The organism is Xanthomonas sp. BRIP62418, assembly GCF_003993495.1.
In the GTDB taxonomy this organism is placed as follows: Bacteria; Pseudomonadota; Gammaproteobacteria; order Xanthomonadales; family Xanthomonadaceae; genus Xanthomonas; species Xanthomonas euroxanthea.
This window is the reverse complement of sequence record NZ_QEZG01000047.1, coordinates 97,335-110,588: the sequence shown is the minus strand read 5'-3', so window position 1 is coordinate 110,588 and position 13,254 is coordinate 97,335. Positions and strand designations below refer to the sequence as shown.

The window sequence follows — 13,254 nt, the reverse complement described above, 5'->3', positions numbered from 1 at the left end:
ACGATGGGCATGTTGGGACATGTCGGGCGTGTCGGGAATGCCACGTCGCGCCCTGGTGCGCTCCTACAACCGAGGTGGCTAGTTCGCGGGCTCGACCCACTGCGCGAACACCGCGTCCAGCTGCGCGTCCTTGACCCGCTTGCCGTCCTGCACCGCCTCGGCCTGCTGGAACATCGGCATGATCATCGCCATGCCGTCCGGCTTGGTCTTCAGATGCACGCCGGGCGGCGTGTCGAGGAACCTGGCCCAGCGCGTGCGCACCTTGGCCCCATCGCTCTGGGCGCCCTTCCAGCCGTCTCGCTGGTAGGAGCGCACCCGGGCGCGACCTCGCAAGAGCGTCCTGCGGCGCGACGGGCCTTCTCGGGAGTGCCACGTCGCGCCCTGGTGCGCTCCTACAACCGGGGTGGCTAGTTCGCGGGTTCGACCCACTGCGCGAACACCGCGTCCAGCTGCGCGTCCTTGACCCGCTTGCCGTCCTGCACCGCCTCGGCCTGCTGGAACATCGGCATGATCATCGCCATGCCGTCCGGCTTGGTCTTCAGATGCACGCCTGGCGGCGTGTCGAGGAACCTGGCCCAGCGCGTGCGCACCTTGGCCCAGTAGCCCTGGGTGCCCTTCCAGTAGGCATAGGCCGGGGCGAAGTCGACCTCGGTGGTCTTGCGGTAATCGTTGAAGCCGAACTCGCGCGCGATCGCTTCCTGGCTGCCGTCGGGCTTGCGCAGCACCTTGGTGTTGAACTGTTCGTGGGTCCAGCCGTTGGGCGTGAGCGTATGGCGATTGATCACCGCGAGCGCGTTGTAGTCGCTGCGCTTGGTGTACTCGCGGCGCGGCAACGGGCGCCAGCTCGGATCGCTGGTCCAGGTGGGATGGCCGTCGGCATAGTCCCAGCGACCGGTGCCGCAATAGCGCGGCGCGTCGCTGACCTCGTAGACGCACTGCGTCCAGGCGCCGGTGGTCACTGCCGGCGGCAGCGCATGCACCGTCCAGGTCTGATCGGCGGTGAATTCGAACCGCTGCGGCGCTTCGTAGATCCAGTCCTGCCGCCAGTGCTTGGTCACGTGTTTGCTTTTTTCATCCACCAGCAAATGCTGCAGCACCAGCTTGCGCGGTGAGTCCTCCACCACGATCACCACTTCGCTGGCGCCGCTGCGCATGGCCGACGCACGCTCGTAGCCGGGCTTGAGCAGCACCGTTTCGTCGAAGGCAAAGTCCACTGCGTATTCGCCCTGCATCGCCAGGATGCTCTGGCGGTCGCGCTGGACGTCGGCGGCGGCGATCAACGGCAACAGGCTCAGCGTCACTGCGATGCAACGGGGAAACAGTCGGCTCATTCGGAACTCTCGGTCGTGGTTGGAGACCGTCAGCGGCGCAGGCGCACCAGCGCCGTCGTCATGTCGGATGGGTTGGTGTTGCTGGATGTGGCGGAGGCCGTGCGCAAGGCGGCAGCGCGTGCGCAGCAGCAATCGTCCACCGCCACGCGTCCGTCGATGCCCTCCTCGCGTGCAAGGCGTGCGGCAACCTCGGCGCCCAGCGCCGACACGCTCGCCAGGCTGGCGACAAACGGTTGCTCGCCGGTGGCGGCGGTCTGCAGCCGCAGCGCGCTCAATCGCCACGCCTGCCCCCGCATGCGTCCGGCCAGGCGACGCCACAGCCGCTCCCCGACGCCCAGCTCATGGGTTTCCACCGGCAGCGGCGGCAGGCGCGAGACCAGGCGATCCCAGACCAGGAAGTCGCTGTCAGGCAACAGGCAGATCCGCCAGCAGCACTGCCCTTCGGCATCGAAGAACCAGATGCTTTCGCGCACGCCATCGCTGTCGACCTGCCGGCACGCCGCCGCATCCACCGCGTGCTGCCAGCCGTCCAGTTCGTTGCCCAAGGCAGGCCGATACAGACACAGCACCGTGCCCAGCGCGGCCAGCTGCTGCGGCCGCGGCAACGCAGCGCGGGTGGCACGTGCATGCGACAACGACGGCAGCGGGCGGGCGATGGGCATGGCCGCTACCAGCTCACTGCCAGGCTGACCGAGGCAGTACGCCCGGCGCCGGTGAAGCGGTCGAGCACCGTGCTGCTGGCCAGCGTGCCGTTGGGCAGCGCGTTCCAGTCCACGTAGCGGCGGTCGGCGAGATTGAAGATGCCGGCGGTGACCTTGGCACCGGGCGCGAACTCCCAATGCCCCATCAGGTCCAGCGTGGCGTAGCCGGTAGGGGTGTAATAGCTGTCCAGCTGTGGGCGACGCTTGCGTGCGACGAAGGTGCCGATCACTTCCGCGCCCCAGGCATCGCTGTCGAAGGCCACGCCGAGCGTGCCGCGCAGCGGGTCGACCGAGTTGAGCGGGGTGCCGTCGGTGAGGTTGTCGCCTTCCGAGTACGCCACGGCGCTGTTGAGCGACCAGCCCTGCCAACCGGCCAGGGCGCCCAGATCGATCCCGCCGCGCGCTTCGGCGCCCTTGATCACCACATCGTCCACGTTGCGCGACTGGAACAGCATCAGCCCGTCGGCGTTGAAGCCGGCCGGCGCATAGGATTCGATGAAGTTGCGGTAGTCGGTGTAGTACACGCTGACGCCTAGATAGCCGATGGCATCATTGAAGCGCAGCCCCAGCTCGCCACCGCGGCTGGTTTCCGATTTCAGGTCCGGATTGGCGATGGCGGTGTAGCGCGCCTGCAGGTTGGTGAAGCCGATATTGACGTCGTTGTACGGCGGCGCGCGGAAACCGTGCGCGTAATTGGCATAGGCCGACCAGGCGTCCGAAAACCGCCACAGTGCACCGAACTTGGGAGAGACCTGGGTCTGGTCGATGGTCTCGGCGGCAACGCCGGGATTGTCTTCGCGGAAGATGTCGTCCACCTGCGGCGACAGCCGGAAATAATCCACGCGCACGCCCGGCGTCAGCGACAGCTTGCCATCGAACAGGCCGATCTCGTCCTGCGCATACAACCCGAGCTTGGTGGTCTGGCTCTTGGGGAAGTCGCGCACCGGAAACACATCCTGCCCCACGCGATTGGTGATGGCGCCATTGGTCAGATTGACCGAGTAGCCATCGCGCTTGGCGCGGGTGTCGGTCCAGGTGCCGTCCAGGCCATAGGTGATGGCGTGACTGAGCGTGCCGGTGTCGATGGCCTTGTGTGCGTTGACCAACAGGCCGTACACGCGCTGATCGAAGTTGTGTTCGTTATGCCGGCGGGTGTTGTTGCCACGCAGTTCGTCGGTGCGCTGCAGGCTCTCGCTGTCCTGGCGATACAGCTGCCACTGCAGGTCGTCGGCCAGCGACCAGCCCAGCGCATCCAGTTCGTGCCGCAGCGAAACGCGCGCACGGGTCTGATGGTCGCGCCCGTCCTGCGACAGGATGCGCAACGATGGGGTGGTCACACGCGGGTCGATGCCGGTCAATGCCTCGATGCTGCCGTAGTCTTCGTTGCCTTCCACGGTGAGCTTGAAGCGCTGCTGCGCGCTGGGCGCGTACACCAGCTTGGCGAGCACGCTGCGGCCATCGATGCGCTGCGGGTTGGCCGCGGTACGGCTGACATCGCGGCTGCGGTTGTCGCCCTGGTTCTGTGCTTCCTGGCCCTGGCGATGGCTCACCGCCACCATCCCGCTCCAGCGTTCGCCGCCGAACGCACCGGTGGCACCGGCGAACAGGCCGTTCCAGTCGCCTTCGTAGCCGAACTTCAGGCCGACATAGCTGTGCCTGTCGGCGTCCAGGTAATCGGAGGGGTCTTTGGTGACGAAGGCCACGACGCCGCCCAGGGCGTCGGAGCCGTACAGGGAGCTGGCCGGCCCGCGCACCACTTCGACGCGCTTGAGCGTTTCCAGATCGACAAAGTTGCGGTTGGCGTTGAGGTAGCTGCCGAAACTGAAGGTGTCCGACACCGGCACGTTGTCGACCAGGATCGCCACGCGGTTGCCATCCAGCCCGCGGATGCGGATGCCGTTGGCGCCGCTGAAGCGGCCGCTGGTGCTGGTGACCGACACGCCCGGCGTGTAGCGGAACAGATCCTTGAGCTCGCGCACCAGTTGATTGTCCAGTTGCTCGCGGTCGATCACATCCACCGTGCTCGGCACATCGACCAGGGCGCGCTGGGTACGGGTGGCGGTGACCTGCAACCGGCCGAAGTCGTGGACACCACGCGCGGCGTCACCACTGGCGGCGAGGTCGGCAGCGTGGGCACACGACGAAACGGCAGGCAGCGCAAGCGATAGCGCGACCACCAGCGGATGCAGGCGACTCATCGGGAACCCTTGAAAGGACGTTCCCGGCAGCGTGTGCTGCAGACAAGGCCGCGGCCGGCCGCCCGGGAACAGCGTGGGGTGCGCGGACGGCGGCGGCAACGCCCGCGACAGACGGTCCGACCCTGCGCAAGGCGCGGATCGGAGCAAGGCGCTTACTTGGTCAGGATGAGCTTGTCGTTGCTGGTATGGCGCAGGCGATAGACGCGGTCGCCATGCTGGATCAGCACTTCGCGACGGCCCTTGAGCAGCGCCTCGCTGCTGATGAGGTCTTCTGCTGGGACGGCACGCGGAGCAGCGCGGTCGCGCAGGTTGACCGGTTCGGAGCGGAGCAGCACGGGATGAGCGGTCATGATCTGGATCTCCAGTCGATTGGCCAGACAAATAATAACCATTCTCATTTAATGATCAAGAGGCATTCTCATCTTCGCCACACGATCTTTGCATGGACTGAACGTTTCTGATTCACAAAATCTATCGAAATATTCCAGCCAGGCCATCCAGCGCTGTCTTCTGCGCGATGATCGGGGCTTGATCACATCGCTCTGGCATGCATTTCTGGCCGAGCGAGAAGCAGCCAGCGCCTGACGCCACAGCGACCTGGCCGGCGTGCACGACAGGGAAGACGCAGCCTCACCGGCTCGGTCGACTAACAAGACAAAGCCGACAACCTTGCAGCCGCACGACCCCCAGTGCGTGGCGTGCTCTTAGCGCGTTACCGCCTCTACCTGCGCCCAGCCGGCGGCATCGACCTGGGTCAAGGTGTCCAGCGCGCCGAGATTTTCTTCCAGCTGGGCCACCCGGCTGGCCCCCAGGATCACCGTGGACACGTGCGGGTTGCGCAGGCACCAGGCGATGGCCAGGCGTGCGGGCGACTGGCCCAGCTCGGCGGCCAGTGCACAGAACGCGCGGGCGCGTTCCAGGCGGCGCGCTTCCGGCGCGCCCAGCACTTCGTCCTGCAGCCAGTGATTGTCCGGTTGGCCGAGGCGGCTATCGGCGTCTACACCGGCGTTGTACTTGCCGGTCAGCAGGCCCGAGGCCAGCGGCGACCAGATCGTGGTGCCCAGCCCGCCCTCGCACAGCGGCGCGTATTCGCGTTCCAGCCGGTCGCGGTGCAGCAGGTTGTACTGCGGTTGCTCCATCGACGGAGCGTGCAGGTGTTCCTGCTCGGCGATGGTGATGGCCTCGCGCACCTGCTCGGCGCTCCACTCGGAGGTGCCCCAGTACAGCACCTTACCCTGGCGGATCAGGGCATCCATGCTGCGCACGGTCTCCCGGATCGGCGTGTCCGGATCGGGCCGATGGCAGAAGTACAGGTCCAGATAGTCCACCCGCAGGCGCTTGAGTGCGGCATGGCAGGCGTCGGTGACATGCTTGCGCGACAGCCCGCGCTGGGTCGGGCGCGGGCTGTCCACCGCGCCGAAAAACACCTTGCTCGACACGCAGTACCCGTCGCGCGGCAGGCGCAGGTCGGCGATCACATCGCCCATCACCTCTTCGGCGCGGCCGCGTGCATAGACCTCGGCGTTGTCGAAGAAAGTGACGCCGTTGTCCCAGGCGGCGGCAATCAGGTTGCGCGCTTCGCTGCGCCCGATCTGCTTGCCGAAGGTGACCCAGGCCCCGAACGACAGGGCCGACAGCTGCAGCCCGGTGGACCCCAGACGACGGTAATGCATTGGCAGACTCCAACAACCTCCGCGGCGCCCTGCCCCGGATCGGCGTGCGCAGTGTAGGACGTGGTGCTGCCGGCGCGACAGGGTTGCGCGGCATCCATGCCGCTCAAGGTCCCACGCCGACACCCGCGCAAACACCACCAGTTATTGTCGGTCGAAAGAAGTGCCGGGGGCCGGTGGTCTGCAAGTCTTTGGGAGCGTCACCATCGCTGGCGACATGACAGTAGATGGATGGCTTACTGATCACATCGGCCACGAAGTCCACGGGCATCAACACCTGCTTGACGCATTGCTTGCCGATCAGCGGCGGCAATGTTGGGAGCGTGGTGTCGCGTCCGGGGGGCGGGACCGTGTGCCGGCATGGATGTCGCCACCGAGTCTCCAGGGACGGATTTATGGCGTGTCCCGACACCGGATGCGACGCCGCGACGCCGACCGACTCCGCACACCGACCAACCTGCGCATGAGGTCTGCCGGTGCTACGTAGAAGCGTCGGTCTACGGCGGGCGCTTGCACGCGTACCGGCGTGGGACACGCCGCAAGTACGTCCATGTAGGCTCTGGCGCGGCATCCATGCCGCTCAAGGTCCCACACCGGCACGCGCGCAAGCACCACCGGTTGCTGTCGGTTGCGGAAAGAAATGCGAACAGCCAGATGAGCTGCACGTTCTTCCGAGCGTCCATTGCTGGCGGCGTGACAGCAGATGGATGGCTTACCGACTACATCGGCCATGGAGTCCACAGGCATCGACACGTGCTTGAAGCCTTGCTTGCCTATCAGCGGCGGCAATGTTGGGAGCGTGGTGCCGCGCCCGGGGGCGGGGCCGTGTGGCGGCATGGATGCCGCCACCGAGCCTCCAGGGACGGATTTACGGCGTGTCCCGACACCGGATGCGGCGCCGCGACGCCGACCGACTCCGCACACCGATCAATCTTGTGCACCACATCTAGAGTTCCACGCGAATGCTTCGGTCTGCTGCGGGCGCTTGCACGCGTACCGGCGTGGGACACGCCGCAAGTACGTCCATGTAGGCGCTGGCGCGGCATCCATGCCGGTCAAGGTCCCACACCGGTATGCGCGCAAGCACCACCGGTTTTCATCGATGGCTGAGGGGAAAAGCGGCGGCCGGTCGGGTGATCGCGCTTCGGGGCGCGGTCTTTGCGGGCGACGCACGGGCAGCGAATCAATGCCCCCCGATCCATGACCTTGCGCAAGCGCGGCTCGCCCGCCCGCGCGCAGGGAACTGCCCGCGCCCGCCCTGGCTCGCCTGCGGGTCAACGGGCGGGGCCTGAATGCTGCTCGCCTTGCCCGCGGTCACCCCCTGCTCTAGGCTTCTCGTTTTGCCGTCAGCAGCCCCGGGGATTGGAATGGTCGAAGGTTTGGGAAGGATCGGTTTCGGCCTGTTCGGTCTGGCGGTGCTCATCGGCATCACCTGGCTGTTTTCGAGCAACCGCCGCGCGATCGACTGGAGGCTGGTTGCCACCGGTCTGGCGCTGCAGATTTCGTTCGCCGCGCTGGTGCTGCTGGTGCCGGGCGGACGCGATGTGTTCGATTCGCTGGGCAAGGGCTTCGTCAAGGTGCTGAGCTTCGTCAATGAAGGGTCCACCTTCATTTTCGGCAACCTGATGAACATCGACAGCTACGGCTTCATTTTCGCGTTCCAGGTGCTGCCCACCATCATCTTCTTCTCGGCGCTGATGGGCGTGCTCTACCACCTGGGCGTGATGCAGGTGGTGGTCCGCGCGATGGCCTGGGCGATCACCAAGGTGATGCGCGTGTCCGGCGCGGAAACCACCAGCGTGTGCGCCAGCGTGTTCATCGGCCAGACCGAGGCGCCGCTGACGGTGCGCCCGTACATCCCCAAGATGACCCAGTCCGAGCTGCTGACGATGATGATCGGCGGCATGGCGCATATCGCCGGCGGCGTGCTGGCCGCCTACGTCGGCATGCTCGGTGGCAGCGATCCCGCGCAGCAGGCGTTCTACGCCAAGCATCTGCTGGCCGCCAGCATCATGGCCGCGCCCGCCACCCTGGTGGTGGCCAAGCTGCTGGTGCCGGAAACCGGTACCCCGCTGACGCGTGGCACGGTCAAGATGGAAGTGGAAAAGACCACCAGCAATGTCATCGATGCGGCCGCGGCCGGCGCCGGCGATGGCTTGCGGCTGGCGCTGAACATCGGCGCGATGCTGCTGGCCTTCATTGCGCTGATCGCCCTGATCAACGCACCGCTGACCTGGCTGGGCGAGATCACCGGCGCTGCCGCGCTGCTGGGCCGGCCGACCAACCTGTCGACGATCTTCGGCTACGTGCTGGCGCCGATCGCCTGGGTGATCGGTACCCCGTGGGTGGACGCGACCACGGTCGGCTCGCTGATCGGGCAGAAAGTGGTGATCAACGAGTTCGTCGCCTACAGCGAACTGTCGCGTATCGTGAAGGGCGAAGTGCCGGGCGTGGGCCTGAGCGCAGAGGGTCGGCTGATTGCCACGTATGCGTTGTGCGGCTTTGCCAACTTCAGCTCGATTGCGATCCAGATCGGTGGCATCGGCGGGCTGGCACCGGAACGCCGTCACGATCTGGCCAAGTTCGGGCTGCGCGCGGTGCTGGGCGGTTCGATCGCCACGTTCATGACCGCTACCATTGCCGGTGTGCTCTCGCATTTCGGTTGAGGGGCGCGGGTTCATCGGTGTGACGGTCTAATCGCCGCACGCCACGTTTCATTCAGTCATTCAAGTCAAGGGTATTTATGAGTTCGGTCGTCGTTGTCGGGTCCTTCAATGTCGATCACGTGTGGCGCTGCGACGTGCTGCCTGCGCCGGGCGCCACCATCGCCGGTCGCTACAGCACCGGCCCGGGGGGCAAGGGCTTCAACCAGGCGGTCGCGTCTGCACGTGCCGGCGCCAGGACGCACTTTCTGTGCGCGCTGGGCGACGATGCCGGCGGTGCGCTGGCGCGCTCGCTGGCGGCGCACGACGGCTTCGCACTGATCGCCGAGCCCAGCAACGAGCCGACCGGCACCGGCGGGATCTACGTCGACGCGCACGGCCGCAACACCATCGTGATCGGTGCCGGCGCCAATTCGGTGCTGAGCGCTGCATTCGTGGACAACCAACGCGCACTGGTGGCCTCGTCCAGCGTGTTGCTGGCGCAGCTGGAATCGCCGGCGGAAACCATCGAGTCGGCGCTGGCACTGGCACGCGAGTGCGGCGTGCTGACCGTGCTCAACGCCGCACCGGCCAATGCACCGACCTCGATCGGCCTGCTCAAGCTGTCGGATGTGCTGACGCCCAACGAAACCGAGTTTGCCGCCCTGCTCGGCCGCCACGTCGGCGAACGCATCAATGCCGACGATGTGGCGGCGCTGGACGGCAACACGCTGCATTCGCTGTGCCGCAAGCTGTTGCCGGGCGGTACCGTGGTGGTAACGCTGGGATCGGTGGGCGCCTTCATCTCGCACGCCGAAGAACAGCTACGCGGCGACACGGCCGCGCATTACCGGGTGGGCGCGGAAAGCGCGCAGACCGTGGACACCACCGGCGCCGGTGACGCCTTCAACGGCGCGCTGGTGGCCTCGCTGGCACAAGCGCCGACTGCCAGCTTCATCACCCACGTGCGTTTTGCCACCCGCTACGCCGCGCGCTCCACCGAAGTGGAAGGCGCCGCCACCTCGATGCCGCGCATGGCCCCCGAACCGGCTGTGTGATCCGCGCGCTTCAGGCAAACAACGAAGGCGACCGCAGCGATGCGGTCGCCTTCTGCGTTCAGGGCGTCCGCTATACCCATCAGACTGATTTGATGTGCGACCGGCATGTCCAGGCCTGTCCATCGACGGACGCTGCGAGCCCCGCTGCGCCGGCGCTTCGATCTTCTTCATCTGATAGCAGGCTGGGCGGCGGCACCAGGCGTGATGCAGCGTCGGGCGCCCTACCCTCATCCGGCGCTGACGCGCCACCTTCTCCCGGCGGGAGAAGGAATAGAAGCCCCTCTCCCGTCGGGAGAGGGGTTGGGGTGAGGGGACGGTCAACCAGCAATCTTGCCGCTGCCCTCGCTCTACCAGTCACGCGACCCGCGCAGCAACCGCGCAAGACCGAAAGCCGAAAACGCTCTTCCGACTCCCGAATCGGGACTCCCAATTCCCGATTCCCGATTCCCCACCCAGCTACAATGCCGCCATGCAGATCGGCCCCTACTCCATCGACCCCAAGGTGATCCTGGCCCCGATGGCCGGCGTCACCGACAAGCCGTTCCGGCTGCTGTGCAAGCGGCTGGGCGCCGGGCTGGCGGTGTCGGAGATGACCATCTCCGATCCGCGTTTCTGGGGCACGCGCAAATCGCTGCACCGCATGGACCATGCCGGCGAGCCGGATCCGGTCAGCGTGCAGATTGCCGGCACCGAGCCGCAGCAACTTGCCGAGGCGGCGCGCTACAACGTCGACCACGGTGCGCAGCTGATCGACATCAACATGGGCTGCCCGGCCAAGAAGGTCTGCAACGCCTGGGCCGGCTCGGCGCTGATGCGCGACGAGGAGCTGGTGGCCCGCATCCTGCGCGCAGTGGTGCAGGCAGTGGATGTGCCGGTGACCTTGAAGATCCGTACCGGCTGGGATTGCGATCACCGCAACGGCCCGACCATCGCGCGCATCGCGCAGGACTGCGGCATTGCCGCGCTGGCGGTGCACGGGCGCACCCGCGACCAGCACTACACCGGCACTGCCGAGTACGCCACGATTGCGCAGATCAAGGCCGCGCTGCAGATTCCGGTGATCGCCAATGGCGATATCGATTCGCCGCAGAAGGCGGCGCAGGTACTGCACGCCACCGGCGTGGATGCGGTGATGATCGGGCGTGCGGCGCAGGGGCGTCCGTGGATCTTCGGCGAGGTGGCGCACTATCTGGCCACTGGCGAGCTGTTGCCGCCGCCGTCGTTGGCGTTCGTGCGCGATACCCTGCTCGGCCACCTGGAAGCCTTGCATGCGTTCTATGGGCAGCCGCAGGGCGTGCGCATCGCGCGCAAGCATCTGGGCTGGTACGCCAAGGATCACCCGCAAAGCGCCGACTTCCGCGCGGTGGTCAATCGCGCCGAAACACCGGAAGCGCAGCTGGAACTGACCGGCGCGTATTTCGATGCCCTGATCGCCGGCGTGCCACCCGCGCTGTCGGTTGCCGCCTGAGTTTTCCTGCGTTGTTGGAGCTGCAGCGATGAGCGCACCGAGCGACACCCCGACCTATCTGCATGGATTTTCGTCCACCGAACAGGCACGCCTGCTCAAACAGGCGCGCCTGCTGGAAGCCACGCTGTTCAACCAGATCGACTACAGCGGCGCACGCCGGCTGCTGGAGGTGGGCAGCGGCGTGGGCGCGCAGACCGAAATCCTGCTGCGCCGCTTTCCCGACCTGCATGTCACCAGCGTGGATCTGAGCGAGGCCCAGTTGGGCGCGGCACGCGCCAATCTCGAACGGTTGGCATGGTGCCGCGAGCGCTACACGCTGCAGCAGGCCGATGCGAGCGACCTGCCGTTCGAGGCGCGTCAGTTCGATGCGGCATTCCTGTGCTGGGTGCTCGAGCATGTGCCCTCGCCTGCGCGCGTGCTCAACGAGGTACGGCGCGTGCTGCTGCCGGGCTCGCCGGTGTATGTCACCGAGGTGATGAACGCCTCGTTCCTGCTGCATCCGTATTCGCCCAACCTATGGCGCTACTGGATGGCCTTCAACGATTTCCAGTACGACCAGGGCGGCGACCCGTTCGTCGGCGCCAAGCTGGGCAACCTGCTGCTGGCCGGCGGCTTTCGCGATGTGCATACCGAGATCAAGACGCTGCATCTGGACAACCGCGAGCCGGGCCGGCGCAAGACCATGATCGGATTCTGGGAAGAAGTGCTTCTGTCGGCGGCCGACCAATTGCTTGCGGCCGGTGCGGTGAACGCAGACACCGTGGACGGCATGCGCCGCGAACTGGCACAGGTGCACAGCGACCCGGACGCGGTGTTCTTCTACTCGTTCGTGCAGGCACGCGCGACGGTGTATTGAGCCGGCGTGCTGCACGGAGCTGCGGCAGGCGCATTGCTGGCCAACCGCCTGGGCACGCCTACCTGGCCGCCGGTGCAGGCATCGCGGCGTGTTCCAGATCACCGGTCAGCACCGTCCCGGTGGGCTCGTGCCAGATGCGGCGCCACATCTGCGCCAGCACCTGGCCGATCTGATCGCGCGCCACCGGCGCGCGGTAGGCAGCCTGGATCTGTCGCGGCGCGATCGGCTGCCACTGCCCGTCTTCGCGGTGGGCCACCACGAAATTGAAGTTGTAGTCCGGCTCCAGGCCCATGCGCAGGTCGCTGAGCATCAGCTCGTCATCGACCAGGCGTGCGCGCATGAAACCGCGATTGAACCAGGTCAACCGGCGCACTGAATCGAACCGGGCCACTTCGCCCAGCGCCTGGGTGTTGCTGGAATAGCCACGAAACTGCATCGGGCCCTTGTCGGCCACCAGCGAGCGCTCGCCGATCACATAGCCGTTGGGCGTCATCGCCACCACGCGCCACAGCAGGGTATTGAGCGGCATCGGCACAGAGAAGCGCGGCGCATCCTTCAGTCCGAGTGCGGCCAGCGCACGGTCCGCTTCCTGGTCGACCAGGTGCTTGGCCAGCAACGACCAACCCAGATAGGCGGAGCTGAGCGCCAGCCCGATCACCAGCGCGTGCTGCGCGACGGGCCGCGCGCGTGCAAACCATGCCACCGCGCAGGCGAGCAACAGCCATAGCGTGTAGGCCGGGTCGATGATGAAGACGCTCGACCACATCGCCGGATGCGGCTGCAGCGGCCACCACAGCTGGGTGCCGTAGACGGTGAAGGCATCGAGCAAGGGATGGGTGATCAAGGCCAGCTGGATCGCCCAGAACCAGCGCTTGGGCGCACTGGCCACACGGCCGTTGCCGTAGCGGCGAAACAGCCACCAGATCAGCCAGCCCAGCAACGGCAGCACCAACAACGAATGGCTGGCGCTGCGATGCACCGTCATCAACGTGACCGGATCGTCGGTCAGCGGCAGCAACACCAGCGCATCGAGATCGGGCAGGGTGCCCAGTGCGGCGCCGGCCAACAGGGCCGCACGGCGCTGTCCGGCCGGTGCGATGGCAGCGGCGACGGCGCCGCCGAGAACGATCTGGGTCAATGAATCCATCGGCCGATGCTAGCAGGCCAGGCATCGTCCAGTGCCATCGCGTGCGTTACGACCGGCGGGCAGTCAGCCAGCAGGTGCGTTGCCCGCATCGCGCTGCGGTTAGCTGACAAAAAAAACGAGGCCGCTGCCGGCGTCTGGATGCCCTGCACCAGGATGGCGGACGCTACAGCCCGATGGCGGCTC

General features: G+C 66.6%; 10 protein-coding genes and 1 pseudogene. 4 read left to right on the top strand and 7 right to left on the bottom strand.

Annotated features, from left to right (window positions below):
* Positions 1-78 precede the first annotated feature (78 nt).
* The 6 genes and pseudogenes from EO174_RS17360 to EO174_RS17335 all read right to left on the bottom strand — a co-directional run.
* Positions 79-267: pseudogene (locus EO174_RS17360) on the bottom strand (hypothetical protein); the annotation flags it as partial.
* Between the two features lie 140 nt (positions 268-407).
* Positions 408-1,331, bottom strand: a complete 924-nt coding sequence (locus EO174_RS17355; RefSeq protein ID WP_126946231.1) for a DUF6607 family protein — start codon at positions 1,329-1,331, stop codon at positions 408-410.
* Between the two features lie 29 nt (positions 1,332-1,360).
* Positions 1,361-1,993, bottom strand: a complete 633-nt coding sequence (locus EO174_RS17350; protein WP_119129649.1) for a Hemin transport protein — start codon at positions 1,991-1,993, stop codon at positions 1,361-1,363.
* Positions 1,994-1,998: 5 nt separating this feature from the next.
* Positions 1,999-4,230 carry a TonB-dependent hemoglobin/transferrin/lactoferrin family receptor gene (locus tag EO174_RS17345; RefSeq protein ID WP_126946228.1) on the bottom strand — a complete coding sequence of 744 codons (2,232 nt, stop codon included), beginning with the start codon at positions 4,228-4,230 and terminating at the stop codon, positions 1,999-2,001.
* Positions 4,231-4,382: 152 nt separating this feature from the next.
* Complete coding sequence (locus EO174_RS17340) at positions 4,383-4,622, bottom strand: hemin uptake protein HemP (RefSeq protein WP_024938306.1); 240 nt, start codon at positions 4,620-4,622, stop codon at positions 4,383-4,385.
* 312 nt (positions 4,623-4,934) lie between these two features.
* Positions 4,935-5,903, bottom strand: a complete 969-nt coding sequence (locus EO174_RS17335) for an aldo/keto reductase (protein ID WP_115676145.1) — start codon at positions 5,901-5,903, stop codon at positions 4,935-4,937.
* Between the two features lie 1,364 nt (positions 5,904-7,267).
* Between EO174_RS17335 and EO174_RS17330 the strand changes: the two genes are divergently transcribed.
* From EO174_RS17330 to EO174_RS17315, 4 genes are all read left to right on the top strand, one after another.
* Positions 7,268-8,566, top strand: coding sequence for a nucleoside transporter C-terminal domain-containing protein (locus EO174_RS17330; RefSeq protein WP_016903833.1), 1,299 nt, complete (start codon positions 7,268-7,270; stop codon positions 8,564-8,566).
* 77 nt (positions 8,567-8,643) lie between these two features.
* Complete coding sequence (locus EO174_RS17325; protein ID WP_126946225.1) at positions 8,644-9,600, top strand: ribokinase; 957 nt, start codon at positions 8,644-8,646, stop codon at positions 9,598-9,600.
* Between the two features lie 469 nt (positions 9,601-10,069).
* A complete protein-coding gene (dusB, locus tag EO174_RS17320) occupies positions 10,070-11,068 on the top strand; it encodes a tRNA dihydrouridine synthase DusB (RefSeq protein ID WP_119130755.1) in 999 nt (332 codons plus the stop codon).
* Positions 11,069-11,096: 28 nt separating this feature from the next.
* Complete coding sequence (locus EO174_RS17315; RefSeq protein WP_119130754.1) at positions 11,097-11,924, top strand: class I SAM-dependent methyltransferase; 828 nt, start codon at positions 11,097-11,099, stop codon at positions 11,922-11,924.
* 58 nt (positions 11,925-11,982) lie between these two features.
* Here EO174_RS17315 and EO174_RS17310 read toward each other — a convergent pair whose 3' ends face one another.
* Positions 11,983-13,071 (bottom strand): metal-dependent hydrolase, encoded by a 1,089-nt coding sequence (locus tag EO174_RS17310; RefSeq protein WP_119129642.1) that lies wholly within the window; start codon positions 13,069-13,071, stop codon positions 11,983-11,985.
* Between the last annotated feature and the right edge of the window lie 183 nt (positions 13,072-13,254).

Bases quoted from the DNA above. Each gene is read 5' to 3' on its own strand.
- EO174_RS17355 (WP_126946231.1), bottom strand. From the start codon at position 1,331: ATGAGCCGACTGTTTCCCCGTTGCATCGCAGTGACGCTGAGCCTGTTG.
- EO174_RS17350 (WP_119129649.1), bottom strand. From the start codon at position 1,993: ATGCCCATCGCCCGCCCGCTGCCGTCGTTGTCGCATGCACGTGCCACC.
- EO174_RS17345 (WP_126946228.1), bottom strand. From the start codon at position 4,230: ATGAGTCGCCTGCATCCGCTGGTGGTCGCGCTATCGCTTGCGCTGCCT.
- EO174_RS17340 (WP_024938306.1), bottom strand. From the start codon at position 4,622: ATGGTTATTATTTGTCTGGCCAATCGACTGGAGATCCAGATCATGACC.
- EO174_RS17335 (WP_115676145.1), bottom strand. From the start codon at position 5,903: ATGCATTACCGTCGTCTGGGGTCCACCGGGCTGCAGCTGTCGGCCCTG.
- EO174_RS17330 (WP_016903833.1), top strand. From the start codon at position 7,268: ATGGTCGAAGGTTTGGGAAGGATCGGTTTCGGCCTGTTCGGTCTGGCG.
- EO174_RS17325 (WP_126946225.1), top strand. From the start codon at position 8,644: ATGAGTTCGGTCGTCGTTGTCGGGTCCTTCAATGTCGATCACGTGTGG.
- dusB (WP_119130755.1), top strand. From the start codon at position 10,070: ATGCAGATCGGCCCCTACTCCATCGACCCCAAGGTGATCCTGGCCCCG.
- EO174_RS17315 (WP_119130754.1), top strand. From the start codon at position 11,097: ATGAGCGCACCGAGCGACACCCCGACCTATCTGCATGGATTTTCGTCC.
- EO174_RS17310 (WP_119129642.1), bottom strand. From the start codon at position 13,071: ATGGATTCATTGACCCAGATCGTTCTCGGCGGCGCCGTCGCCGCTGCC.